Genomic DNA, 23830 nt, shown 5'->3' with positions numbered 1-23830 from the left:
GATTTGCGCTAAATCGCTAGATCAGCCGTTGTCCGCCGTCGATGTGTAATGTCTCGCCGGTCGTGAACTCGCTTTCCATGAGGTAGAGATAGGCAGGTGCGATGTCAGCCGGCGTCGCGACCTTTCTTGCAGGCAATCGAGAACCGATATCGGCAAAGAAGCCGGATTTGGCCTCTCCGACGAGTTCGTCCCACATTGGCGTATCGACCCAACCCGGGGATACGATATTGACGCGCGTCGGCGCGAGTTCCAGCGCGAGCGCCTTGGAAAAATAGCTGAAAGAACCGGCGATGGCGGACACGACCGAACCTCCGGGAACTGGCGGCCGATCTTTGTTGATACCGGAGGTGAAGGTCATGGACCCTCCGCTGATCAGCGTTCGAGCTGCATGTTTGGCGAGCATGACCGCACCGATAAGCTTGTTGTCGACGAAGCGTCGTACGAAATCCATATCAGTATCGTTGATCGGGTAATTCGGCGGCGGTGTCCCAGCGGTCGAAACGAGATGGTCGAATGGTCCGATGTTCCCGAACAGCCGGCTGACCTCTGTTTCCTCTGTCATATCGGTCGCAATGCTTCTTACGGTGCTGCTTGCACCAAGTGATCGTAGTGCAGCCTGTAGTTTTTCATGCGAACGGCCGACGATTGTGACACTGGCGCCATTTTGAAGGGCCGCCGCCGCGACACCGAGCCCGATGCCGGAACTGCCTCCGACGACGACGACCTTCTTGCCCTGGAGCGATGCCATGGGAGCCTCTGCTTCTCGATGATTGCTGTAAGGGATCACGCCTTTCCGGCGTAGGCTGCTTCCAGGTCCGAGACGATGATCTTGTTCATCTTGTACATGGCCTGTCTTGCCCGATGCGCTTTTTCGCGATCCGGGTCGGTCATGAGTTTCAGCGCGATCTCGGGAATGACCTGCCAGTAGACGCCGAATTTGTCCTGCAGCCAGCCGCATGGCTTTTCAGAGCCCCCGTCTGCGGTGAGCGCGTTGTAATAGTAGTCGGTCTCTTCCTGGTCTTTGGTCTCGATGTAGAGCGAAAGCCATTCATTGAAGTGCGGCATCGATCCGGCGTTGAGCGCCGTGAGCTTCAGGCCTTCGAGTTCGAAGTCGAAGATGGCATGTGGAACGGTTTCGCCCGCTTTCGAAAAACCGTCGGTGAATTGCCGGGTCCCTAGCGTTTTCGAATTCTTGAAAACGGACAGGTAGAAATCCCGTGCGTCTTCCGAATTTCCATTGAACCAGAGGAAAGGGTGAATGGTCGCCATGCTGACCTCGTGAGCGTTGATCACATATTCCATGGAATTTGATCAGCAATGGCTTGACGTACAAACCATTAGTTGGCACCAATTTGTGAAGATTGCTCACAAATTGGCCATGGCCCGAAAGCTTCCTCCACTCAATGCATTGCCGAGTTTCGAGGCTGCGGCGCGGCACTTGAGCTTCACCAGGGCGGCTGAAGAGCTCAATGTCACGCACGGGGCCATCAGCAGGGCGATCAAGAATCTCGAGGATCAACTCGGCGTTCTGTTGTTCGAGCGAGCAACGCGGTCGGTACGGCTCACTGCTATTGGCGAGCCTTATGCGCGGGCCATCCGAGACGTGCTCGATCAACTGGCGGTAGCCACGGCTTCTGCAACGGCCCGCCATTCGAACACGACGCTGAATGTCAGCACTTCTGACGGTTTCGCCGGCAGATGGCTTGTGCCGCGGCTCTACCGCTTCCACCGCGCTCACAGCGATATCGACGTGCGGGTTTCAACGACCGGCAAGCTGACCAACTTCCGCGGTGACGGCATCGATATCGCCATCCGCTACGGCAGCGGTAACTATGCTGGCTTGACGTCCGAATTCCTGGCCGGCGAAGAGGTTTTTCCCGTGTGCAGCCCCAAGCTTCTGGCGGGCGATCATCCGCTTCGCAAGCCGGAGGATCTCAGGTACCACCCACTGATCCATGACGGTTATCCGATCGACTGGGCAACCTGGCTTGCCAGTGCTGGCGTGGCAGGCGTGGATCCGAAAAGTGGATTGACATTCGACTCTGCCAGCTTTGCGATCGAGTCCGCCGTACAGGGGGAGGGGGTCGTGCTCGGTCGCTCGATGCTTGTCGCAGCCGATCTGGCCGCAGGGAGGCTGGTGCGGCCTTTTGAGCATGCATTGAAGTCGGTCTCCAGCTTCTACGTCGTCTATCCCACGGACGCTATTCGCCAACGCAAGGTGAAAGCCTTTCGAGACTGGCTCCTTTCGGAGATCGAACCACTCAGGACTTGAAGGGTTGCTTCTGGCAAAGCAGAGGTAGGCGCACCCAAGGGCCTAATCAGGCCGGCGTTGCTTCGATGGCGACGCGGTCGGGATAGAAGGCACCGTGATCCCTGATCACGAGCATTTCGTCATAGGGCGCTTTATAGGCCCACATCACGTCCTTGCGTGTTTCGCCGCCGGTATCGGCGCTCCAATAGCTGGCGTCGCCCTTGTAGGGACAATGGGTGGATGTGTCACTCGGCTTCAGTGCTTCGAAGCGGATGTCGGCGAAGGGCACATAAAGCACCGGTGGATAGCTGGCTTCCTGCAGAAGCTGCGCGCGGCTGGAGGCCGCGATCACAATGCCGCCGAAACTGACGGTGACCGTACCATCGAACGGTTGGATGGTAATGGTGTGGGCTGGGTTGCGTTTGAAACCGGGCGCAGGGTTGGCTTTCTGGTCCATGAGGCTTCTCCGTTGCTGATCCCAATATAGGATCAGCAGCGCCTATGGCCAGCAGCCTGCTGACAAACTGACCCGTGTGGCTAGGCGGCGACCTTCAGCGCATCCATCAGCCCGGCATAGGCTTCAGCGATACGGGCGGCCGGGTTGCTGCTTTTGGAGGCGGTTTCCACTTTCAGGGAGCCACCTGCGGCGGGCAATGACAGCAGCAGATATTGGCGGTTCTCGCCATCGCCGACCGACGCGGCGGCAACGTACTCATCGGCGCCCTCATTCAGCACACACATGCTGAACAGCAGTTTGCCGCTCACGGCTTCCAATGCGCCGTCAACAACGGTTGCGAATTCTTCCCTGGAGACTGCCTTGGCTACCGGTGTCAGCTCGCCGAGGCTTTCCTCAAGCGCGGTTTCAAGGGCTTCATCGTCGATCTGCGGGTCCATCGCGAACCTCATCCATCTCGCCTGTCACACCCCGCCATCTTGAAAATATGCAGACTTTGGTCGGCTTGACAATGGTTGGTTGCAGATTCGCCGCGCAATGCGCGTACAAAGGGTCTTTCCTCACCTTGCGGTAGTCTGGACTTTCCTGGCGTTCCTTTCAGAATGCGAAAAAATACAAGAGGAGGAACACGATGCTCGGACTGATGCAGCAATGGCCCTTGCTGTGCCACAAGATCCTGGACAATGCCGCGATCCAGCACGGCAGACGTGAAGTCGTGTCGCGCTCCTGCGAGGGGCCGATCGTGCGCCTGAGCTATGCCGAACTCAGGCAGCGTTCGTTGAAGGTCGCGCAGCGCTTGGAGCGAGACGGCTTCAAACTGGGTGACCGTATCGCAACGCTCGCCTGGAATACCGCCCGCCACCTCGAGGCCTGGTACGGCATCATGGGCATCGGTGCTGTCTACCATACGTTGAACCCGCGCCTTTTTCCCGAGCAGATCGTCTGGATCATGAACCACGCCGAGGATCAGGCCGTCTTCGTCGATCTCACTTTCATGCCGCTGGTCGAGAAGATCGCGAGTGCGGTTAAATCGCTGAAGAAGATCATCGTCCTGACTGACAAGGCGCATATGCCGGAAACCAGCCTGCCCAATGTCATAGCCTATGAGGAATGGCTGGCCGAAGCCGATGGCGACTTCAATTGGGCAAGCGTCGACGAGAGCACTGCCGCTGGCATGTGCTACACGTCCGGCACAACGGGTGACCCTAAAGGAGTGCTCTACAGCCACCGTTCCAATGTGCTTCACGCCATGATCGCCGCCATGCCCGATGCGATGGGTATTTCTTCGCGCGACGTCGTGCTGCCGGTGGTGCCAATGTTCCACGCCAATGCCTGGGGACTCGGTCAGTCCGGGCCAATGATCGGCGCCAAGATGGTGATGCCCGGCGGCAAGATGGACGGCGCCTCCATCTATGAACTGCTCGACACCGAGCAGGTGAGCTTCACCGCAGCGGTTCCGACCGTGTGGCTTATGCTGTTGCAATATCTGGAGGAGACCGGCAAGAAACTGCCCTATCTGAAGAAGGTGGTGATCGGCGGTTCGGCCTGTCCGCGCGCCATCACCCAGAAATTCCAGGATGATTACGATGTGCAGGTCATCCACGCCTGGGGAATGACCGAAATGAGCCCGCTCGGAACACTGGGCACACTGAAGCCGGAATACGCCGGACTGACCGGGGATGCACGGCTCGACGTGCAGCAGACACAAGGTTTCGCGCCCTTCGGCGTCGAAATGAAGGTCACCGACGACAATGACAACGCTCATCCTTGGGATGGCAAGACCTTCGGTCGCTTGAAGGTACGCGGCCCGGCAGTCGCCAGCGCCTATTATGGTGGCGCGGGAGCCGAGCAGTTCGACGCCGCCGGCTGGTTCGACACCGGTGACGTCGCCCATATCGACCCCAACGGCTACATGCAGATCACCGATCGCGCCAAGGACGTCATCAAGTCCGGTGGCGAATGGATCTCCACCATAGAACTCGAGAACCTGGCTGTTGGTCACCCGGATGTGGCGGAAGCCGCGGCGATCGGTATCCGCCATTCCAAATGGGATGAGCGGCCGTTGCTTGTGGTGGTGAAGAAACCGGGCAAGGAGCTCTCGCGAGACGATGTCCTTGGTTTCATGAGCGGCAAGATCGCCAAATGGTGGATGCCGGACGACGTCGCCTTCGTAGCTGAAATCCCGCACACAGCGACCGGAAAGATCCAGAAAAGCGCGTTGCGCGCGCAGTTTCGCGACTATCGCCTGCCGACGGACTAGCGCATGCCCCGAAATCGGAATGATTTTCGGAAAGGATCATGCGCCAATCGAAAGTGTTAGGGCGTCTCTGCGCGTTCGAATGGACGCGTGGCACTCCAAAAGGCCATCAATTCCGCAGCCGAAAGGCGGCGGTGATTGCCGCCTTTCGGCTTCAATCCAACGTCGAAACACTCTAATGCTTTGGCCGGACTTGGGAAATCGGTGGCGATGACGGTATATCCCGAACGGCAGGTGGCAAGAGCGGCGGGCTGGTCGCGGCGAACAGGCGCTTTCTCGGCGGTGCTTCTGTTGACGGCATGGATCGGCCATCACTATGGCCTTGTCGAGACTGGCGGCTTTCTTTGGGTGCTGGCATTGGTGGCTTTGCTGGCGCTTCTTGCTTTGCTGTTTTCAGGATTTGCACTGGCCAGGCTGTGGAACCATGGCGCTATCGGCGGGCGTGACGTTTCCGTCGGCGCGCTTCTGGCCGTTCTGGTGCTGGTGCCTTACGGTGTCGTCGGCTACGGCATCGCCGCCTATCCGGCGCTGCGTGACATCTCAACCGATCTCGACAATCCGCCCCGGTTCGAGGGTAGCTCCCGCACGACCGGCATGAATGTTCTTGCTCCCCTGACACCGGGGGAGGAGCGCCTGCAGGCCCAAATCTATCCCCTGGTGACCGGCCACCGCTACGACTTGCCTCTCGATGAGACCTTGGCGGCTGTACACACCGTGCTCGACCGCCGCGGCTGGACGGTCGTCGGCGACACGGCTGAGCCGCAGGAAGGACAGAACGAAACGACCATCACTGTGCTGGCCACGTCCTTCGTGCTGGAGCTGCCCGTCGATGTGGCGATCCGTGTCACCACCGACGGTGAGACGACGCTGGTTGATATGCGCTCTGCTTCGCGCTACGGCCGCCATGATCTCGGCGACAATGCTGAGAGGATCATCGCGTTCCTCGCCGAACTTGACCAGGAAGTTTCAGCGCAGATCGGCACGACAGCCGCGCAGTAGGTCCTTCAGGCGGCTAGTCTGGAGTCACTCTAAGCGGGAAAGAACACACCGTCGATCGAAGGCTCGCCCTCGGTGCCGGCCAAGCCCCGCGCAACGAGATCTTCGAGATGCGCCAGAACCGAAAGCCCTGCGGCCCCGTGCAGTCTCGGATCGGTCTCGCGATAGATAGCCTCAACGATCGTCTTGATGTTGCGGTCGCCGAGTTTCAGTCGCTCCAGCACGGCGCGCTCGCGCATCTTGCGGTGCGCCTTCAACCCGCGCATGAACGTTTTCGGCGCGGTCACCGGCCCGCCATGGCCGGGCAGCAAAATACGGTCTTCGCGCTCCAGCAGCCGGTCGAGCGAGCGCATGTAGTCTGCCATGGCGCCGTCGGGCGGCGCCACGATGCTGGTCGCCCAGGCCATGACATGATCGGCTGAAAAGAGGATGCCGCTGCCTTCCAGTGCGAAGGCGGCATGATTGGCGGCGTGGCCAGGCGTGAGCACTGTGCGGATCGTCCAGCCGTCGCCGGTGATGAGGGAATCGTCGGGGAGGGCGATATCGGGACGAAATTCGGTGTCAGCGCTGGCATCGAGCGGATTGGTCTCGCCGATCCTGAGCGGCCGGGCGGGGCGATGCGGCCCCTCAGCCAGAACAGTGGCCTCCGTAGCCGACTTCAGTCTGGCGGTGAGTGGCGAGTGATCGCGATGGGTGTGACTGACAAAGATATGGCTGACCGGTCGCCCGGCAATGGCCGCGATCAGCGTGTTGAAATGCGCCTCGTTTTCAGGCCCAGGATCGACCACCGCCAACGTGTCGTGGCCAATAATGTAGGAATTGGTGCCGTGGAAGGTGAAAGGGCTCGGATTTTGCGCCGTGACACGCAGGACGCCCGGCGCCATTTCAATTGCTGAACCGTAGGCAGGTTCGAACCGAGCATCGAATTTGAGGGTCATGATGATGCATGACTCCGTTTTATGTTCGCCAAAGGTGTTTGCTGGTGAGTTCAGATGGCGGTCGATAGAAAAAACGAAAGGTGCAGAACCATTTCTTCGACGCCCTAAGTCGCGCGAACCGTTGAAATAACTAGCTCTCCTCCACGAATTCCGCTTCTACGTCCATGTCATCCGCGGATTTGTATTCAGGGACAATTTTTGAGAGCAGCGTCAAAGCCTCGACGTCATCTTCCGCTTCGATTGCACGTTCCAAGGCAGCCAGCGTCAAGTTAAGCACGTCTTTATCGATGATACGCGGGGAAGCCACTACATATCCATCCCCGGTTCTACCGTCTTGCACTTCAGACGGGTCGAACAGTTCTTCATATAATTTCTCCCCCGGGCGTAATCCGGTGAAGACGATTTCAATATCCGTACGTGGTTTATAGCCGGCAAGCTGAATCATGCGCTCTGCCAGGTCGACGATCCGGACAGGTTTGCCCATATCCAGTACCATGATCTTGCCGCGTTGGACGTGATCGCGCTGACCGTGAGCGGTGGCATTCAAAACCAGCCGAACTGCTTCTGGGATGGTCATAAAAAAACGAACGATATGGGGGTGAGTGACGGTGACAGGCCCCCCTGCTGCTATTTGCTCCTGAAAACGTGGTACCACCGATCCGTTTGAGCCGAGTACATTGCCGAAACGGACAGTCTTGAAGCTCGTCCGCTGGTTCTCAAGGTCGAGGGTTTGACAGTAAGCCTCCGCGGCGCGTTTGGTTGCTCCCATTACATTTGTTGGATTTACAGCCTTGTCGGTCGAGATCATAACAAATGTTGCGGCACCATTGTGTAATGCCGCATTGGCAACATTGCGAGTTCCAAGGACATTCGTCTTTACACCCTCACAGATATTGTACTCGACCAAGGGCACATGCTTAAGTGCAGCGGCATGAAAAACGACGTGGGGCCTGAATTCTTCGAAAATCGAATTAACGCGAAATAAGTCACGAACGTTCATGATCCGCGTGACTATGGGTAAATCGGGATGGTCGGCCCTCAGTTCCTTATCGAGCATATAGATATTATGTTCGGAACTGTCGGTAATGATGAGTTGCTGCGGCTTTAGCATGGCTATTTGCCGGCACAGTTCTGAGCCGATCGAACCGCCAGCTCCAGTCGCCAGAACGACCCGTCCCTCTATCAAATGAGAAACGCCGCTGACATCAGCGGTCACCTCTGGGCGCCCGAGCAGGTCCCCGAGTTCAATTGGCTTTGGTTCCAGAAGAAAGTTCGAAGTAATTGATGATGTCGACGTTACCTCGGGAATCCTGGTAACACGCACGCCAACAGTGGTTGCTACTTCGACAATGTCACTGAGCCTTTTCCGGCTTGGCATATGCTCGGTAACAATCAACTCGTCGATCTGGCTGCCATGTAGTCGGCTGCGCTCGCAGAATTTGGGTAATTGATCAAGACCGCCGATAATCTTCACACCTTGTATGAGACGGGATCGATTGAGTTCGGTCTCATCGATGATGCCCGCGACAAAGATGTCCTTTGAAATGCGCTTCGCAGCGCGGATGTAGCTCTCTGCCCCGTGTGAAAGGCCAACAAGGACGACATTGCGTCTGTCTTTGCCTGATCTCGAAATGCCAGGGATAAGCCCCATGTCCCAGCCGCCATCGATGACGATGCGATAAGCAAGCCGGATTGCGCATAGAAAACCGACGAGAAAGAGCAGGGTGAGAATGGGCACACTGCGCGGTACATTGTCGCCGCGTGAAACAAGAAAGGCAGCGAGTAGATAGATGATGACAGCGGCCACCGAAGCTTTGATTAGCGCGACCAGGTCGGGGATCGACGCATAGCGCCAAGAGGCTCGGTCGACCCCAAAGAACAGGATGCAGGCGCCGCAGATTGCGGTAAATGCGCCTGTCTTCTGATAAATGCCGGGTACGTAAGTAAACTGAGGATAACCATGAACGATTGCATAGGCCGCAAGGAAGGCGGTCGAGGCTGCCAACAAGTCCACCAGTAGCGCTGCGAGACGCCGCAGCACCATAAGGCTTGTTGGGAGGTCTCCAAACATCTACTGATTTCCATGATTCCGAGTTGGCCGCTTGATACAGCGGCGTTTGATGTTCCGCAAACCTATTCTCATGTGGCCAAATACCCATGTCATCCTTGCGTCACCTTTGCCAGAATGACTGTCGTTCCGCCTTATTTGGACAGCGGAAGGCCCCAGAACAGTGAGGATTCTCGTTACAGGCAGTACCGGTTTCTTGGGCAAGCCAATCGTTGAGCGCCTCATACAAGAAGGACATCACGTCGTGTCCTCCCACCGCGCTGCATACAGTGGTGGCGGACGAGCTGAGGTTGCCGTGGTAGGCAAGATTGACAGCGCGACTGACTGGTCAGCTGCGCTGCGTGGATGCGAGGCGGTGATACATCTTGCCGCCCAACTGCCTGCCCGAGGTGTACCCGATGATGTTTTCGTCGAAACCAATGATCGTGGAACTGCTCGGCTTACCGAGCAGGCCGCTGCCGCCGGTGTAACGCTTTTCATTTATGTATCGAGCATCGGCGCCGTCGTAGGTCATTCTGCACAAGGCCCAATTACCGACGATGCCACAACAATCGGTCCAACCATTTATGGGCGCAGCAAATTGAGGGCGGAAATTCATGTTTCGGATTTTGCGGCGGCGGGGCGATGCGGGATCAGTTTGCGGCCGCCAATTTTGTACGGGTCTGGCGCTAAGGGGAACTGGCATTTGATGCTCCGCTTGGCTGCGTCCGGACTGCCGTTGCCGTTTGCTTCCGTGAACAATTGTCGCCACATGATGGCGGCTCACAATCTGGTTGAGGCAATCTGTCATTTGATTGCCAAAAATCCACCTGCCGGGTTCTCGGGTGCTTACGGGATTGCCGATCGGGAGGCGGTTGGTCTTGCCCACGTTCTGCGCGTTCTTCGGGTGGAAATGGGGTTGAGTTCGCGACTTTTTCCCGTGCCGGTCCGCCTTCTTCAGGCGGCATTTCGAATGATTGGTCAGAATAGCATAGCCGATAGCCTCTTGGGAGATCTTGAGATTAACTCCCAGCGGTTCTGCGAAACTTTCGACTGGCAGCCGGCTTTGAGTGTCGAAACGGCTGTGCGGCAGTCGGCTCGAGATTTCATCGATCGAAAACATCTATCTGGATGAGTGTGTGGCTGGATGGTTTGTAAAGATATTTTAAAATACATCCTTCTTGAGCTTTTTGAGTTTCAGGTATATACTTAATATCTTATAGATACATTGAATAATGGGGTAAATCAGGTTGATAGATTTGATTCATTCAAAATCAAACTTACGCCTTTACACCCTGGCGTCATTCCAGTATGGCACGCCTGCGTTGAGATCGCCGTCACTCTCCTCGGGGAGACGTTCGCCAATTTTTGACCACATGTCGTCGTTCTAGCCGGCATTTCGTAGGGATTGGTCGAGCGAGCTGCGATTGAAAAGTCGGTACGCGATATGGTGTCTTAGCTTCGGCCCGAAATCTCCATCTCAAAGACAATTTCCTGGAAACATCTAAAATGATCCGCAGTTTTCTTGAGCCCGCGCCGAATCTGGACGGCAAATCGATCCTCATTACCGGTGGCACCGGCTCTTTCGGCAAGGCTTTCGTGCGTACGGTTCTGCAGCGCTACAAACCTGCCCGCCTTGTTATCTTCTCACGCGATGAGTTGAAGCAATATGAGATGAATCAGGAGCTCAATGATCAAGAGCATCCTTGTCTACGCTATTTCATCGGTGACGTCCGCGACCAGGCTCGGTTGGAAATGGCAATGGCAGGCATCGACTATGTCGTCCATGCTGCAGCCCTCAAACACGTTCCGATTGCCGAATACAATCCTTTCGAATGTGTACAGACGAATATCATCGGTGCAGAAAATGTGGTGCGTGCAGCCTTGAACAAGGGCGTAAAGAAGATTGTGGCCTTGTCTACGGACAAGGCTGCCAACCCGATCAATCTTTACGGCGCTTCGAAGCTTGCCTCGGACAAGATCTTCATCGCAGCGAACAACATTTCTGGCGCTTCCGGTCTCCGAATCTCAGTTGTCCGCTACGGCAATGTCATGGGGTCGCGCGGCAGTGTCTTGCCGTTCTTCCGCAAGCTGGTTGCAAACCAGGCGGACCGGATCCCTATCACTCATCCCGAAATGACCCGTTTCTGGATTACCCTAGAGCAGGGCATCAACATGGTGCTGTCCTCGTTTGACCTTATGAAGGGCGGCGAGATTTTTGTGCCGAAAATTCCGTCGATGAAAGTAGTCGATCTTGCCAATGCGATAGCACCAGGCATCCCGCATGAGATCGTCGGCATTCGCCCCGGCGAAAAGCTACATGAGGTCATGGTGACTGGCGATGATGCACGTATGACAGTTGATCTTGGCGACCGCTATGCGATCCTGCCCGTCTTCCGTTTCTGGGCGAAAGATGAGGATACCTCAGCCGGTGTGAGAAGGGTGCCCGACAATTTCAGCTATTCGAGCGATATCAATGATGAATGGCTCGACGAGGTCGGTTTCAACGAATTGGTGGCACGCACTGGCATCTGAGGCCCAAGTTATGCCCGAAAGCTTTCTGCCTTACGGCCGCCATTGGATCGATGAGGACGACATCGCTGCAGTTGCGGAGTGCCTGCGCGGTGACTGGTTGACCACCGGTCCAGCGGTCGAGGCATTCGAAGCAGCGTTCGCTGAAGTCGTTGGTGCTCGTTATGCTGTTGTCGTCTCCAATGGAACCGTGGCTCTGCATCTGGCTGCGCTGGCCGCGCATGTGGGCGCGAGTGACGTTGGCATTGCGCCGACCATGTCCTTTTTGGCCTCTGCCAACGGTATGCGTTATACGGGCGCCCAGATCGTCTTTGCTGATGCAAATCCGAGAACTGGCCTGATCACGCCCGAAACCTTCAGAGTAGCCATTGAGCGTGCCGCAAAGCCTGTGAAAATGGCTGTTGTTGTGCATCTCAACGGTAATCCCGTGAACATGCCCGAAATCGCCCGCATCGCTGCGGAACGCAACATCATCCTGGTGGAAGATGCCTGCCACGCTTTGGGGACAACTTATCGGGGCGAGACGGGCGACGCGGTCAAGGTTGGTGCCTGCCGCCATTCAGCGATGACGGTTTTCTCGCTTCACCCGGTAAAGACGATCACCATGGGCGAGGGCGGCGTTGTCACCACCAGTGATCCGGCTCTCTATGAACGATTGAAGCTGTTGCGCTCACACGGAATGGTAAGGTCTCCAGAGAAATTCCTGGATAGGGATCTCGCTTTCGCAAGTGCCGGCGACGCCAATCCTTGGTACTACGAGATGCAAGAGTTGGGCTTCAATTACCGGGCACCGGATTTTGCCTGTGTTCTCGCCCATTCGCAGCTCAAAAAATTGTCAATGTTTGCTGAACGGCGCGCTCGGATCAAGGAAATCTACGACCTGCATTTCGGGGATGTTGGTGATCTTGTGGAGCCGCTTCGGATCGAAACTTCCATAGAGCCAGTGTTGCATCTGTATCCGCTGCTCATTGATTTCGCCGCGCTAGGCAAGGAGCGGGCACGCGTCATGGCTGATCTGCGGGAACAAGGGGTCGGTACGCAGGTTCACTATATTCCAATTCATCGCCAGCCCTATTATGTCGAACAGTCGGGAGCTGTCGATCTGCCGGGGGCCGACGCCTACTATGCTAAAGCACTTTCTATCCCCTATTATCCGCTGATGACCGATCGCGACGCTGAACGTGTAGCCAAGACGATCAAAAGCGTTTTGGGTATTAACGGCTAGCGGGAACCGGGCCTCCATGCTTTCCGCTGCAACTCGTCTTGGCCTAGGCACTGTTCAGTTCGGACTTGCATATGGCGTTACCAATCAGGGTGGCCAGGTCGGCGTGGAGGAGGCTGCTTCCATCCTTCGCTTCGCGCACGACAACGACATCACCACGATCGATACAGCCGCCCTCTACGGTAACAGCGAGGCCACCATTGGCCAGGCGGCCGCAGGAACTGCGTTCGATATTGTAACCAAGACAGTCAAAGTCAGCAGCGAAATGAGCGCAGACACTGCTGTGGACGCCATCATTTTGCGTTTCGAACGATCGATCCGCGATCTCCGGGTCGCTCATGTCGACGCTCTTATGGTTCACGATGCTGGAGACTTGCTCGGCCGCTATGGTGACAGGGTGTGGCGGTGTCTGCACAGCATCAAGGCGTCCGGATTGGCCCACAAAATCGGTGCCTCGGTCTATTCCGGCAAGGAGGTCGACGAACTGCTTGATCGCTATGATATCGATATCGTCCAGCTTCCCATCAATGCCCTGGATCTGCGGCTGGTGGATGGTGGGCAACTTGATCGCTTGGCGACACGCAAGGTCGAGATTCACGCTCGCTCGATCTTTCTCCAAGGGTTGCTATTGTTGCCGCCGGAACAACTGCCAGCGAAGTTCGCGGGGCTTGCGCCATCTCTGCTCCAGATGCGGCAAGCCTTTGCTCAAGTCGGTCTGACTGTCATGGAGGGGCTTTTTGCCTCTGTCTTTCGGCATGAAATGATCGATCGCGTGATTGTCGGGGCCGCGAGTCTTCGTGAGTTTCGGGAAATCGTTTCAACGATAAACCGGTCAGATGCGCGCCAAATCGACCATGCCTCTTGGCGTTGGCCGATTTCGAATGAGCGCCTGTTAAATCCAGCACTATGGGGGAGCTTGTGAAAGACGCTCCCTTTGATGGACAGCCAAGGCTCCGGCGCTAAGGTCTCAGTCGAAGCGTCTATGGTTACCTCAACCGAAACAGCGGCACTAACGGTTCGCAGCGAAGATATTGCCGGATAGCCTTGTTTTCCACGGCGTCGCGCAAGAGCGGAAATATCTCGTCATACGCGTTGAGCAGCTTTGCAACATCCGCATCGCTGTGCGCGAAGCTGACATTGTGTGTGCCGACCGAAATGAGGCCTCGCGCCAGGATTTCCTGCATCCAAAGGGTTTTGATCTCAAACGACGTGCTGCCGTTGGCATCATTCATGGTCAGGAATGACCATGTCGGATGCCCTGCGAAACCGAGGAAGTTTTCGCAGCCGTGCTTGACGATCAAGGCCTTGACGCCGTCGGCAATCTTATTGCCTGTCGCGTTGAGTTTTTCGATCACATTGTGGCTACGGATCTTCTTCAAGCTGGCTTGGGCCGCAGCCAGTGACATCGCCTCTCCGCCCATGGTGAAGGAGAAGAATATCTCGGCAAACTCGGCCATGACATCCGCTCGTCCGGCCACCGCTGAAAGTGGATAGCCGTTGGCCAGACCCTTGCCGAAACAAGCGAGATCAGGTTTCACGCCGAAGAGCTGCTGTGCGCCGCCTTCGCTATAACGAAAACCAGTAATGGTCTCGTCAAAGATCGCAATCGCACCGTGTTTGTGAGCCAGGTCGATCATTCCCTGGAGGTAACCCTCCTTCGGGAAAGTCGTATTCATCGGTTCGAGGATGACCGCTGCAAACTCACCGGGGTGGGATGAGAGTACTTTGTCAAGCGCTTCCAAGTCATTGTACGGGAAGACGTGGGAGAGCTCGCGGATCGCCTTCGGCACTCCTTTGTTGCGGGCGGTTGACCCGATATACCAGTCCTGCCAGCCGTGATAGCCGCACATGGCAACACGCTCTCTTCCGGTGAAGGCCCGCGCCGCCCTTATGGCGCCCGATGTCGCATCGGACCCGTTCTTGCCGAAGCGCACCATCTCAGCCGACGGCACCATCTCGATGATGAGTTCTGCCACTATCGTCTCGAGCGGATGCGCCAATGGGAAAGAGATGCCATCCTTCAGTTGCTCAAGGACGGCGGCGTTTACGTCGGCATCGGCGTGGCCGAGCGTGACGGAGCACAGGCCGTTGTTGAAATCGGTATAAGAGTTGCCGTCGACATCCCAGACGACGGAGCCATCGCCACGCTGTATGAAGAAGGGCGAGACGCCGCGCGGGTATTGGGTCAGGCTTTTGGAAAAAGTCTGCGAGCCAAGCGGAATGATCCTGAGTGCCTCGTCCAGCATCTCCTCGGAAGTCCGATAGCGGCCGCCTGCGGTGTGAGAGGGGCTCATTTCCTGTCTTGGGCTGGCATTGGACATTGCGACTTCAATCCTTGATATATTCAACTGTGTGGCCGGCGGCAGTTGCGGCTTTCGCCGAAGCTTCATTGCCCCGTTTTACCTTGGCGCGTTTCGGGCCGAAATGGTGTCGTGCCAGTACCAGCATTTTGGTAGCCAAGCCCTTGCCCCGAAAGTTTACGTCGACGATATAGCTGATTTCGTCATCGTCGATACGCACCATGCCGCACAGGCTGCCGTCATTTTCGCAGATGTATAGCCCGGGCTCTGACCGAGCCAATCTTGCCGACAACCATTTCAAGTGGATTTCCCACCCGACCGGTTCGGTATTTACCGACATCGCTCGGGTAAGCGGTTCGTTACGCCAATCGAGCAGCAACTGCGCGTCGTCGATAGTCGCAGGCCGCAGCTTCATTCGCTTTTGAACCCTTCGTTTCGTGCGAATCCCGAGTTAAGCGAGGAAAGCGCGGGATTCTTTCCCAGATAGGCGAGAATAGCAGCGCTATCGAAGGCGGGGTTTTCCGGATAGAGGGCTTCATAGACGGATTCTACAAATGTAAAATCCGCAGCTTCGTCAACCGTCCAGCGCAACGCGGACAGATCCTCTGCATTTCTATAGTTTCCCAGCTTGAAACGATCCGACTGGCGGTGAAGGAACGGCATCACATGTTCTCGGTCGGATTTTGTTGTCGCCTCCTTCCAGGCGGTTTGAAGTGCTTGGAAGGTAGCAACCTCGACATCCAATCCATCTGGGAAGGTTGGTTGAATTGTGTTCGAAGCATAATCGTAATTGCCATCGATCCCGAAGCGGGCAACTTCATCAATGATACTCGGATCCGCCAGTGGGCAGTCGCCGGTCAATCGCACCACGTGTGACGGCGTGAACGGTTTGGCTGCGTGGTAGAAGCGATCAAGGACATCTTCAAGGCTGCCACGATAGACATCGATGCCTGCATTTCGGCCGATATCCGCCACTGCGTCATCGTCGGGGTTGCGGCTGGTTGCCAATACCAACCGCTGAGGCACTCTCGCGCGTTGGATGCGCTCGATTTGGTGATGCAGCATCGGCTTTCCGAGAATGGGTTTGAGCACTTTGCCTGGAAGTCGGCTGGAGGATGCTCTTGCTTGCAGCACTACAATAATCATCTGTGGGTCCGGTCAGCGCTGTAAGATTGCCCGATCTGTTGCGCTTCTATAGTGAATGGGCACCAGAGCGGCAATATCCAGCTGCCTTATCAAGGCCTTTGCCCCTCTCTTATGCAATTAAAACGTCAATGGGGATGTTGGATGCAGGCGGTGATCCGATGCGATGCGGGATCAGTCATTGGGGGAGGGCATCTGGTCCGTTGTGGTGCGTTGGGAGCGGCACTAAAGCGAGAGGGTGTCGATGTTGCCTTTGCAGTCTCTGATGAAACCGTGACGACCCTCCCACGACTGTTCGTCGATTTTCCCGACGTTCTAAAAGGCATGACAACTGCTGAAGGTGACGTCGACCGCATGATCTCGCGGTGGCCGTCCGGCGTCGAACTTGCTGTCGTCGATCACTACAGCCTAGGCGAAGATTTTGAAAAGGCGCTGGCAGGCTGGGCCAGGAAAGTGCTGGTTATTGATGATGCGCCTTTGCGACGTCACATTTGTACCCATTTGGTTGACACCACTTTTCGACGGCGCTCGGAGGAATATCGCGAGCAGGTCGATATTGGCACCATGCTGCTTTGCGGCAGCGATTTTGCGATGCTGCGCCAAGCTTTCCAGACAGAACGACATGGTGCGCTTGAACGAGCGCCAAGTGCGGTACGGCGCATTTTGATCTCCATGGGATTAAGCGACAACGTGAATGCTACCCAAGCTGTGTTGAAGGGGATTTTTGACGCTGGGGGCGAGTTTGAGGTGGATTGCGTTCTCGGTTCGGCAGCTCCCCATCTCCACGCTGTACGAACCGCACTTTCTGCCGGTGGTCGCAGATGGCGCCTTCACACCGACGCCGACGCTGAGATGATGGCTGCGCTCACAGGAAAGGCCGATATAGTCGTGGGCGCACCGGGCAGTGCCAGCTACGAACGCTGCTGTCTGGGCCGGCCAACCCTCTTGCTCGTCGTTGCCGATAATCAGCTGCACAATGCGGCGGCTTTGCAGGACGCTGGTGCTGCAATCGTCATCGGAAAGTTCTCGCACGATACGTCTGGCCGTGTGGCCAACTCTATACGGGGGATGGTTGAAGACCCATCCAAACTGCACGACATGCATCTCGCGGCTGCGGCTATATGCGATGGGGGTGGTGCCAACCGTGTCGTGCGAGCGGTGCTGGACTCCTGAGCGCGGGCAGCCTCGCCGACAAAGAAGCCGAGCGGCGTACCTTGACATATTCAGTGAAGTTCAGGAGATGACCTGTCGACTTCGTTTCTCAATGCTACGAGCAGTCTGAATTCTACCGCGGCCAGTGCAGGCAAGAATTAGGCTGTCGGAAAGGAAGATGCTGTGAAAATCGGCAATCGTGAAATCGGTCTCGGTCATCGCCCCTATTTGATCGCGGAAATGTCCGGAAATCACAACCAGTCGCTCGACAGAGCGCTGGAAATTGTGGATGCAGCTGCTCGCTCAGGCGCGGATGCCATCAAGCTCCAGACCTACACCGCTGATACGATGACGTTGAACATCCGCGCGCCTGGCTTCGTGATCGAAGACAAGGGAAGTCTCTGGGCCGGCCGGCAACTCTACGAACTCTATCAAGAAGCGCACACGCCTTGGGAGTGGCACAAGCCGATCATGGAGCGCGCGGCCAGCCACGGCATTCACTGCTTTTCGACACCCTTCGATGATACTGCTACGGATTTCCTAGGATCACTTGACGTCCCCGCTTTCAAGATCGCGTCATTCGAATGCACGGATCTGCCCTTGATCCAGAAGGTGGCGGCCGCAGGCAAGCCCATGATCATCTCCACGGGCATGGCTACGCTGGCCGAAATTGACGACGCCGTGCGTACCGCTCGGCAAGGGGGCTGTAAGGATATCGTGTTGCTCAAATGCACAAGCACCTATCCCGCAACGCCAGAAAATACCAATGTTCTCACCATTCCACATTTGCGAGAAGCGTTTCCCGGCTGCGAGATCGGCCTTTCCGACCATACGATGGGATGCGGGGCTTCAGCCGCTGCGGTAGCACACGGCGCGGTACTCATTGAAAAGCATTTCACGCTGCGTCGAAGCGACGGTGGCGTCGATTCGAGTTTTTCGCTCGAACCGGAAGAGTTCATGCAACTCCGTGTCGAAACCGAGCGGGCGTGGCAGTCTTTGGGCGTTGTCAGGTATGGAACACAACCGGCGGAAGAGAAGTCTACTGCTTTCCGACGCTCTCTCTACATTTCGAGTGATGTGAAGGCCGGCGATGTACTTTCCACGGAAAATGTCCGCATCATTCGTCCAGGTTTCGGACTGCCCCCCAAATTCTACGATGTCGTGATTGGCAAACGAGTGAGCCGGGATGCCCCGATGGGCACGCCAATCGGCTGGGATCTTGTTGGTTGACTTAACTGCTCGGATTGCAAATCGACTACGTGAAATGCGGCTATCTGAATTACCAACCGTGTCCGTAATCAGCTGCCGCCTTTAATGTTTGCTTGCTCCTGGTTGTGGGTAGGAGTTGGACAGGTCGCATCCCTTTCCGCAAGCGTGATGATGCCAGAGGCGATTGAGTTATTGATCAGCCTTTGTGGCAAAAGTAATACAACGTACTGTGTCATCGGTTGACTTTTGTAGCAGCTCAATTGAGAACGCCCGCCATCCGGCCAAATTTCGTCTACTAAGGCCGATGTGAACGTAAGAAGTGCTATCGTGGGACGATCGAGTGAAGAATTATTTTCAGAAGAATCGTGTTCTTGTTACCGGTGGCGCCGGATTTCTTGGTTCTCATCTATGCGAAAGGCTTCTCGAGCGCGGTAGTGTCGTTATCTGCCTCGACAATTTTTTCACTGGCTCGCGCGCAAACGTCGCGCACCTCATGCAGAATCCTGACTTCGAAGTGATCCGCCACGATGTTGTCGATCCGATCCGATTGGAGGTCGATCAGATCTACAATTTGGCATGTCCGGCATCGCCAGTGCACTATCAGCATGATCCCATCAAGACGCTGCAGACGAGCGTATGGGGCGGCCTCAATATGCTGGAATTGGCTTTGCAAAATGGGGCTCGCATCCTGCAAGCTTCCACCAGCGAGGTCTATGGCGACCCATCCGTGCACCCTCAGCCGGAAAGTTACTGGGGATACGTGAATCCTATCGGTCTTCGCAGCTGCTACGACGAGGGCAAACGCTGCGCCGAAACCCTGTTCTTCGACTATCATCGTCGCAAGGGCGCCGATATTCGCATCGTGCGCATTTTCAATACCTACGGCCCGCGTATGCATCCCAATGACGGGCGTGTGGTCAGCAACTTCATCGTTCAGGCATTGCGTGGCCAAGACCTGACTGTTTTCGGCGATGGTACTCAGACGCGTAGCTTCTGTTATGTGGATGACCTGATTGGCGCTATGATCGCGGTGATGAATCACGAGCGTCAGGAGGAGCCGGAACCTTTCAACATCGGCAATCCAGAAGAGCACACGATGCTCGATCTCGCGGAGATGGTGATCAAGTTGACCAAGTCGTCAAGTCGTATCTCATTCCTGCCACTGCCGTCGGATGATCCACGTCAGCGCCGCCCTGACATTTCCGCTGTTGGTACCAAGGTGGGCTGGAAGCCCGTGGTTGATGTCGAAAGTGGCCTTAGGCGTTCCATAGAATACTTCCGCACCATCATCTGACACCCTCAACTGGTGTGATAACGATGAGCGGCTTCGAAAACGAACTGGTGTCTATTGTAACGCCCGCTTTCCGGGCGGAAGCCCTAGTTGGCGACACGATCCGTTCTGTGATCGATCAGACCTATCCGCATTGGGAAATGCTGATTGTTGATGACTGCTCGCCTGACAATACAAGAGCAGTCATAAGGGAATGGTGCGCACAGGATTCGAGGGTCAAGCTGATCGAGCATGTCACGAACGGCGGGCCCGCCGCCGCGCGTAATACAGCCATCAATGCAGCGAGAGGACGTTGGCTCGCTTATCTCGATAGCGATGATCTCTGGCTATCGGAAAAACTTGAGCGCACGCTTGCTTATGCAAAAGCCAATGAAGCACCTCTAATCTTCACGGGTTTTCGCCGTATAAGCGCTGACGCTCAGGATGTTGGCCGCTACATTGGTGTGCCGAAACATGTTTCTTACAACCAGCTTCTGCGCAACAATGTCATTGCCACCTCCACGGTGGTGATCGATCGCACCAGGGTCGGCCCTGTCGTGATGAAGAAGACCTACTATGATGATTTCGCCTGCTGGCTGGAAATCCTGAAATCTGGTAGACGAGCTCATGGACTCGACGCGGATCTCATGCGCTATCGTGTTGTCAACAATTCGGTTTCGCGCAACAAGAAGAAGTCTGCGATGAGGGTGTGGCAGAGCTACCGTGAAATCGAGAAATTGAGCCTACCTGTTTCTGCCTGGAACTTCATGCACTATGCAGTAAACGGTATAATGAAATACCGTCAGTTCTGACGGATGAGCCCGCAAGACCAAGGCATATGGTTGCCTCAAGCGTCAGGCGGCGATCGATGGGATTTCTGCCAATCATGAAGGTCACTGTTGTCGGCACGGGTTATGTCGGGCTGGTTGCCGGTACATGCTTCTCGCACATCGGCATAGATGTGATGTGCCTGGACGTTGATGCCAGGAAGATCGATCTCCTCAGCAGTGGCGGTATTCCGATTTTTGAACCGGGTCTGGATGCACTGGTTCGAGACGGCCGGGAAGCTGGCAAACTGCATTTCACGACCAGCTACGACGAAGCAGTTGAGCACGGCGAGATCGTTTTCATCGCAGTCGGCACGCCGCCTGGCGAAGACGGTAGCGCCGATCTGCAATATGTGCTCGGGGTCGCTGGAGAGGTGGGGAGGCGGATCACCCGTCCGACTATCATTGTCAACAAATCCACAGTTCCCGTCGGCACGGCCGAAAAGGTTCGCCAGGTGGTCTCGGATGCACTGAAAGAGCGCAACCTTTCCATGGAATTCGCAGTGGTTAGCAACCCGGAGTTCCTGCGGGAGGGGGTGGCTATCCGCGATTTCATGGAACCAGACCGCATCGTTGTCGGTGGTGATGTTGATTGGGCGGTCGAGAAAATGCGTCGTCTATACGCGCCGCTGAATCATGATCGCGACAACATCATGGTGATGGATACCAAAAGTGCAGAACTAACCAAATATGCCGCCAATGCCATGTTGGCGACGCGCATCAGCTTTATGAACGAACTGGCAGGTCTTTCGGCCAGACTTGGTGCGGATATCGAAGCCGTCCGGCGTGGCATCGGTAGTGATCCACGCATAGGCCCGCATTTCCTCTATCCTGGTTGTGGCTACGGGGGCAGCTGCTTCCCGAAAGACGTTCAGGCCCTGATCCAAATGGCGGGCCAGAACAATGTAGACTTGGGTATCCTTGAGGCGACCGAGCGCGCGAACGAACGGCAGAAACGCGTGCTGTTTGAAATGCTATCTTCGTTCTACAAGGCAAAGGGCGGATTGAGCGGACGTACGATCGCTGTTTGGGGAATTGCGTTCAAGCCGAACACCGACGACGTACGAGAGGCACCGAGTCGGGTCCTGATCGGCGAATTGATCCAGGCTGGGGCAAAGGTTCGGGTCTATGATCCGGAAGCAGGCGGGCAGGGGGAACTTTTGTTTCCGGACCGTAGTTCGGTAGTGATCGCCAGGTCTGCGGAGGATGCCATAGAGGGCGCCGACGCTCTCGCTATTGTCACGGAGTGGGCAGAATTCCGGAACCCGAGCTTTGCAGGCCTTGCACGTACATTGAGGGACCGCGCGATCTTCGATGGTCGCAACATGTATCGCCTCGAGGAAGTAGAAGCAGCTGGTTTATCTTATTTCCAGATTGGACGCGGCCCTCGCATCGCGGCTTGAGCGAGAAAGCGGCTATCGGATGCGGTCACCACTGCCTTCTCCGCGGAAAACGGTTCGGAAGATGATGGCGAAGTCGCCAAAAAAAGTACGTGTCTGGAGGTACTCAGCGTCCTTGTCTGCCAGCCTTATCGGATCCGACATGTCGATGTCGTTGATTTGCGCAAGGCCGGTGATGCCGGGGCGCAAAGTCATGACGCCACGGCGCCGGCGTTCTTCGACCAACTCGATCTGAGACGGCAGGCAAGGGCGCGGGCCTACGAAACTCATTTCGCCCTTAAGTACGTTCCAGAGCTGCGGCAATTCATCGAGCTTGGTCTTGCGAATGAAATGTCCAACTGGCGTTATCTGCCCCGCGGTTGCGTGATGAGATGGGACGTTGGGGGTATCGGCGCGCATCGAACGAAGTTTGTGGCACCGAAACGGCTTGCAATCTCGGCCAACGCGTACTTGCGAGAATATCCCGGGGCCTTCCGAGCCGCGTTTAATGATGAAAACCAATATCAGCAATACCGGCCATAAGACCGCCAGGCCAAGGGCGGCGGCTACAAAATCGAAAATTCTCTTCATCGGGCCGAATGTGTCTGGAAATCTGAAATAGTCTTAGACGTGCGTGCGGGATATCTGCATTTTCGTAACCTGTCCACAGCGCTCAACAAGTTGGACTCAAAGGGCGAACCGCTCGATAGATATAGGTGTGATTGACACTTTCCCAGGAAGGGCTCGGACACTAAGAACCCTCACTGGGAGAATATGATGTCGGGAAATGGCGTTTTGCTGGAAGTTTCATCCCGTTCGCCCGGGTTGATTGGAGGCACCCCTCTTGAGTTCGAGCGGAAACAAGACGATTTTGTGCGCCGCAACCAGATGCAGCCGGCTCCTGCAGCAACAATGTGTGCTCATTAGATGTCCCAACTCCAAATCCGTTCGGCCACGCTGACCCACCTCCAGCGGTTGGAAGCCGAGTCCATTCATATCTTCCGTGAGGTTGCGGCCAATTTCTCCAAGCCGGTGATGCTCTATTCCGTCGGCAAGGACTCCTCTGTGCTGATGCATCTGGCGATGAAGGCCTTCTATCCGGCCAAGCCGCCGTTTCCGTTCCTGCATGTCGACACCACCTGGAAGTTCCGCGAGATGATCGCGTTTCGTGATCAGATGGCGGAGAAGCTGGGCTTCGACCTTTTGGTGCACGTCAACGAGGACGGCGTGCGCGACAACATCAACCCATTCGACCACGGCTCGAATGTGCACACCCATGTCATGAAGACGGTGGGTCTGCGCCAGGCGCTCGACAAATATGGTTTCGATGCCGCTTTCGGTGGTGCCCGTCGCGATGAGGAGAAGTCGCGCGCCAAGGAACGCATCTTCTCCTTCCGCAATGCGAGCCATGCCTGGGATCCGAAGAACCAGCGGCCCGAGATGTGGAATATCTACAATACCCGCATCGCCGCCGGTGAATCGATTCGCGTCTTTCCGCTCTCCAACTGGACCGAGCTCGATATCTGGCAGTACATTTTGCAGGAAGACATCCCGATCGTGCCGCTCTACTTCGCCAAGGAGCGACCGGTGGTCGAGCGCGACGGCATGCTGATCCTGAAGGACGACGACCGCATGAAATTGCGCTCCGATGAGGTGGTCGAAAACCGGCTGGTGCGCTTCCGCACGTTGGGCTGCTACCCGCTCACCGGTGCCATCGAGTCCAGCGCCGACACGCTGGAGGCTATCGTCGGCGAAATGCTGACAGCGCGCACGTCAGAGCGGCAAGGTCGGCTGATCGATCGCGACGAAGCCGGTTCGATGGAAAAGAAGAAGCGCGAGGGATATTTTTGAGA

The 23830-nt window shown here is 56.3% G+C and carries 23 protein-coding genes; 12 read left to right on the top strand and 11 right to left on the bottom strand.

Going from position 1 to position 23830, the window contains the following annotated elements; all coding sequences use genetic code 11:
• Positions 1–16 precede the first annotated feature (16 nt).
• Both AO692_RS05380 and AO692_RS05375 read right to left on the bottom strand, forming a co-directional pair.
• Positions 17–748: an SDR family oxidoreductase gene (locus tag AO692_RS05380; RefSeq protein WP_054309000.1), complete on the bottom strand. Its 732-nt coding sequence runs from the start codon at positions 746–748 to the stop codon at positions 17–19.
• Positions 749–783: 35 nt separating this feature from the next.
• The gene (locus tag AO692_RS05375; protein WP_054309451.1) at positions 784–1269 is read right to left on the bottom strand and encodes a VOC family protein; all 486 of its coding nucleotides are present in this window, start codon (positions 1267–1269) and stop codon (positions 784–786) included.
• Positions 1270–1378: 109 nt separating this feature from the next.
• On the opposite strand from AO692_RS05375, the gene AO692_RS05370 reads away from it, so the two are divergent.
• Positions 1379–2272, top strand: coding sequence for a transcriptional regulator GcvA (locus AO692_RS05370; protein WP_054308999.1), 894 nt, complete (start codon positions 1379–1381; stop codon positions 2270–2272).
• Positions 2273–2318: 46 nt separating this feature from the next.
• Here AO692_RS05370 and AO692_RS05365 read toward each other — a convergent pair whose 3' ends face one another.
• Positions 2319–2708: a DUF427 domain-containing protein gene (locus AO692_RS05365; protein WP_054308998.1), complete on the bottom strand. Its 390-nt coding sequence runs from the start codon at positions 2706–2708 to the stop codon at positions 2319–2321.
• Between the two features lie 80 nt (positions 2709–2788).
• Entirely contained in the window at positions 2789–3145 is a 357-nt protein-coding gene (locus AO692_RS05360; RefSeq protein ID WP_054308997.1) for a hypothetical protein, read from the bottom strand.
• 191 nt (positions 3146–3336) lie between these two features.
• On the opposite strand from AO692_RS05360, the gene AO692_RS05355 reads away from it, so the two are divergent.
• Positions 3337–4965, top strand: a complete 1629-nt coding sequence (locus AO692_RS05355; RefSeq protein ID WP_054308996.1) for a fatty-acid--CoA ligase — start codon at positions 3337–3339, stop codon at positions 4963–4965.
• A 207-nt stretch (positions 4966–5172) separates the two neighbouring features.
• Positions 5173–5961: a DUF1499 domain-containing protein gene (locus AO692_RS05350; RefSeq protein WP_054308995.1), complete on the top strand. Its 789-nt coding sequence runs from the start codon at positions 5173–5175 to the stop codon at positions 5959–5961.
• A 29-nt stretch (positions 5962–5990) separates the two neighbouring features.
• Here AO692_RS05350 and AO692_RS05345 read toward each other — a convergent pair whose 3' ends face one another.
• The 3 genes from AO692_RS05345 to AO692_RS33630 form a co-directional block, all read right to left on the bottom strand.
• The gene (locus tag AO692_RS05345) at positions 5991–6896 is read right to left on the bottom strand and encodes an MBL fold metallo-hydrolase (protein WP_054308994.1); all 906 of its coding nucleotides are present in this window, start codon (positions 6894–6896) and stop codon (positions 5991–5993) included.
• Positions 6897–7026: 130 nt separating this feature from the next.
• On the bottom strand, positions 7027–8967 hold the full coding sequence (locus tag AO692_RS05340) for a nucleoside-diphosphate sugar epimerase/dehydratase (RefSeq protein ID WP_244483261.1): 1941 nt from the start codon (positions 8965–8967) through the stop codon (positions 7027–7029).
• 325 nt (positions 8968–9292) lie between these two features.
• Positions 9293–10066, bottom strand: a complete 774-nt coding sequence (locus AO692_RS33630) for a hypothetical protein (RefSeq protein ID WP_244483260.1) — start codon at positions 10064–10066, stop codon at positions 9293–9295.
• Between the two features lie 386 nt (positions 10067–10452).
• Between AO692_RS33630 and pseB the strand changes: the two genes are divergently transcribed.
• Genes pseB through AO692_RS05315 form a run of 3 tightly spaced genes read left to right on the top strand, consistent with a single transcriptional unit; the run spans position 10453 to position 13619 of the window.
• Positions 10453–11478: a UDP-N-acetylglucosamine 4,6-dehydratase (inverting) gene (gene pseB / locus AO692_RS05325; RefSeq protein ID WP_054308991.1), complete on the top strand. Its 1026-nt coding sequence runs from the start codon at positions 10453–10455 to the stop codon at positions 11476–11478.
• A gap of 10 nt (positions 11479–11488) precedes the next feature.
• Positions 11489–12700, top strand: a complete 1212-nt coding sequence (pseC, locus tag AO692_RS05320) for a UDP-4-amino-4,6-dideoxy-N-acetyl-beta-L-altrosamine transaminase (RefSeq protein ID WP_054308990.1) — start codon at positions 11489–11491, stop codon at positions 12698–12700.
• 16 nt (positions 12701–12716) lie between these two features.
• A complete protein-coding gene (locus AO692_RS05315; RefSeq protein WP_054308989.1) occupies positions 12717–13619 on the top strand; it encodes an aldo/keto reductase in 903 nt (300 codons plus the stop codon).
• A gap of 64 nt (positions 13620–13683) precedes the next feature.
• Here the strand turns inward: AO692_RS05315 and AO692_RS05310 are convergent, their stop codons facing one another.
• Genes AO692_RS05310 through AO692_RS05300 form a run of 3 tightly spaced genes read right to left on the bottom strand, consistent with a single transcriptional unit; the run spans position 13684 to position 16143 of the window.
• Positions 13684–15018, bottom strand: a complete 1335-nt coding sequence (locus AO692_RS05310) for an aminotransferase class III-fold pyridoxal phosphate-dependent enzyme (protein ID WP_244483259.1) — start codon at positions 15016–15018, stop codon at positions 13684–13686.
• Between the two features lie 7 nt (positions 15019–15025).
• Positions 15026–15412, bottom strand: coding sequence for a GNAT family N-acetyltransferase (locus tag AO692_RS05305; protein ID WP_054308988.1), 387 nt, complete (start codon positions 15410–15412; stop codon positions 15026–15028).
• A complete protein-coding gene (locus tag AO692_RS05300) occupies positions 15409–16143 on the bottom strand; it encodes a glycosyltransferase family protein (RefSeq protein ID WP_054308987.1) in 735 nt (244 codons plus the stop codon). The genes AO692_RS05305 and AO692_RS05300 overlap by 4 nt, the downstream gene beginning before the upstream one ends.
• 141 nt (positions 16144–16284) lie before the next feature.
• Here AO692_RS05300 and pseG point away from each other — a divergent pair, with 141 nt between their 5' ends.
• From pseG to AO692_RS05275, 5 genes are all read left to right on the top strand, one after another.
• A complete protein-coding gene (pseG, locus tag AO692_RS05295) occupies positions 16285–17313 on the top strand; it encodes a UDP-2,4-diacetamido-2,4,6-trideoxy-beta-L-altropyranose hydrolase (RefSeq protein WP_054308986.1) in 1029 nt (342 codons plus the stop codon).
• Between the two features lie 162 nt (positions 17314–17475).
• Positions 17476–18522 (top strand): pseudaminic acid synthase, encoded by a 1047-nt coding sequence (pseI, locus tag AO692_RS05290; protein WP_054308985.1) that lies wholly within the window; start codon positions 17476–17478, stop codon positions 18520–18522.
• Between the two features lie 319 nt (positions 18523–18841).
• Entirely contained in the window at positions 18842–19795 is a 954-nt protein-coding gene (locus AO692_RS05285) for a UDP-glucuronic acid decarboxylase family protein (protein WP_054308984.1), read from the top strand.
• A gap of 23 nt (positions 19796–19818) precedes the next feature.
• Positions 19819–20583, top strand: a complete 765-nt coding sequence (locus tag AO692_RS05280) for a glycosyltransferase family 2 protein (RefSeq protein ID WP_054308983.1) — start codon at positions 19819–19821, stop codon at positions 20581–20583.
• 74 nt (positions 20584–20657) lie between these two features.
• Positions 20658–22001 (top strand): UDP-glucose/GDP-mannose dehydrogenase family protein, encoded by a 1344-nt coding sequence (locus AO692_RS05275; RefSeq protein WP_054309448.1) that lies wholly within the window; start codon positions 20658–20660, stop codon positions 21999–22001.
• Between the two features lie 12 nt (positions 22002–22013).
• On the opposite strand, the gene AO692_RS05270 is transcribed toward AO692_RS05275, so the two are convergent.
• A complete protein-coding gene (locus AO692_RS05270; RefSeq protein ID WP_054308982.1) occupies positions 22014–22568 on the bottom strand; it encodes a sugar transferase in 555 nt (184 codons plus the stop codon).
• 336 nt (positions 22569–22904) lie between these two features.
• Here AO692_RS05270 and cysD point away from each other — a divergent pair, with 336 nt between their 5' ends.
• A complete protein-coding gene (cysD, locus tag AO692_RS05265; protein ID WP_054308981.1) occupies positions 22905–23828 on the top strand; it encodes a sulfate adenylyltransferase subunit CysD in 924 nt (307 codons plus the stop codon).
• Positions 23829–23830: the final 2 nt, after the last annotated feature.

It is taken from the genome of Mesorhizobium sp. 1M-11 (genome assembly GCF_001303895.1).
Classification (GTDB): Bacteria; Pseudomonadota; Alphaproteobacteria; order Rhizobiales; family Rhizobiaceae; genus Mesorhizobium.
The sequence above is the reverse complement of the archived record's forward strand: the minus strand, read 5'-3'. Positions and strand labels throughout refer to the sequence as shown.

Coding starts and splice junctions, on each gene's coding strand:
- AO692_RS05380 (WP_054309000.1), bottom strand. CDS start 748: ATGGCATCGCTCCAGGGCAAGAAGGTCGTCGTCGTCGGAGGCAGTTCC.
- AO692_RS05375 (WP_054309451.1), bottom strand. CDS start 1,269: ATGGCGACCATTCACCCTTTCCTCTGGTTCAATGGAAATTCGGAAGAC.
- AO692_RS05370 (WP_054308999.1), top strand. CDS start 1,379: ATGGCCCGAAAGCTTCCTCCACTCAATGCATTGCCGAGTTTCGAGGCT.
- AO692_RS05365 (WP_054308998.1), bottom strand. CDS start 2,708: ATGGACCAGAAAGCCAACCCTGCGCCCGGTTTCAAACGCAACCCAGCC.
- AO692_RS05360 (WP_054308997.1), bottom strand. CDS start 3,145: ATGGACCCGCAGATCGACGATGAAGCCCTTGAAACCGCGCTTGAGGAA.
- AO692_RS05355 (WP_054308996.1), top strand. CDS start 3,337: ATGCTCGGACTGATGCAGCAATGGCCCTTGCTGTGCCACAAGATCCTG.
- AO692_RS05350 (WP_054308995.1), top strand. CDS start 5,173: ATGACGGTATATCCCGAACGGCAGGTGGCAAGAGCGGCGGGCTGGTCG.
- AO692_RS05345 (WP_054308994.1), bottom strand. CDS start 6,896: ATGACCCTCAAATTCGATGCTCGGTTCGAACCTGCCTACGGTTCAGCA.
- AO692_RS05340 (WP_244483261.1), bottom strand. CDS start 8,967: ATGTTTGGAGACCTCCCAACAAGCCTTATGGTGCTGCGGCGTCTCGCA.
- AO692_RS33630 (WP_244483260.1), bottom strand. CDS start 10,066: ATGTTTTCGATCGATGAAATCTCGAGCCGACTGCCGCACAGCCGTTTC.
- pseB (WP_054308991.1), top strand. CDS start 10,453: ATGATCCGCAGTTTTCTTGAGCCCGCGCCGAATCTGGACGGCAAATCG.
- pseC (WP_054308990.1), top strand. CDS start 11,489: ATGCCCGAAAGCTTTCTGCCTTACGGCCGCCATTGGATCGATGAGGAC.
- AO692_RS05315 (WP_054308989.1), top strand. CDS start 12,717: ATGCTTTCCGCTGCAACTCGTCTTGGCCTAGGCACTGTTCAGTTCGGA.
- AO692_RS05310 (WP_244483259.1), bottom strand. CDS start 15,018: ATGTCCAATGCCAGCCCAAGACAGGAAATGAGCCCCTCTCACACCGCA.
- AO692_RS05305 (WP_054308988.1), bottom strand. CDS start 15,412: ATGAAGCTGCGGCCTGCGACTATCGACGACGCGCAGTTGCTGCTCGAT.
- AO692_RS05300 (WP_054308987.1), bottom strand. CDS start 16,143: ATGATTATTGTAGTGCTGCAAGCAAGAGCATCCTCCAGCCGACTTCCA.
- pseG (WP_054308986.1), top strand. CDS start 16,285: ATGCAGGCGGTGATCCGATGCGATGCGGGATCAGTCATTGGGGGAGGG.
- AO692_RS05280 (WP_054308983.1), top strand. CDS start 19,819: ATGAGCGGCTTCGAAAACGAACTGGTGTCTATTGTAACGCCCGCTTTC.
- AO692_RS05275 (WP_054309448.1), top strand. CDS start 20,658: ATGAAGGTCACTGTTGTCGGCACGGGTTATGTCGGGCTGGTTGCCGGT.
- AO692_RS05270 (WP_054308982.1), bottom strand. CDS start 22,568: ATGAAGAGAATTTTCGATTTTGTAGCCGCCGCCCTTGGCCTGGCGGTC.
- cysD (WP_054308981.1), top strand. CDS start 22,905: ATGTCCCAACTCCAAATCCGTTCGGCCACGCTGACCCACCTCCAGCGG.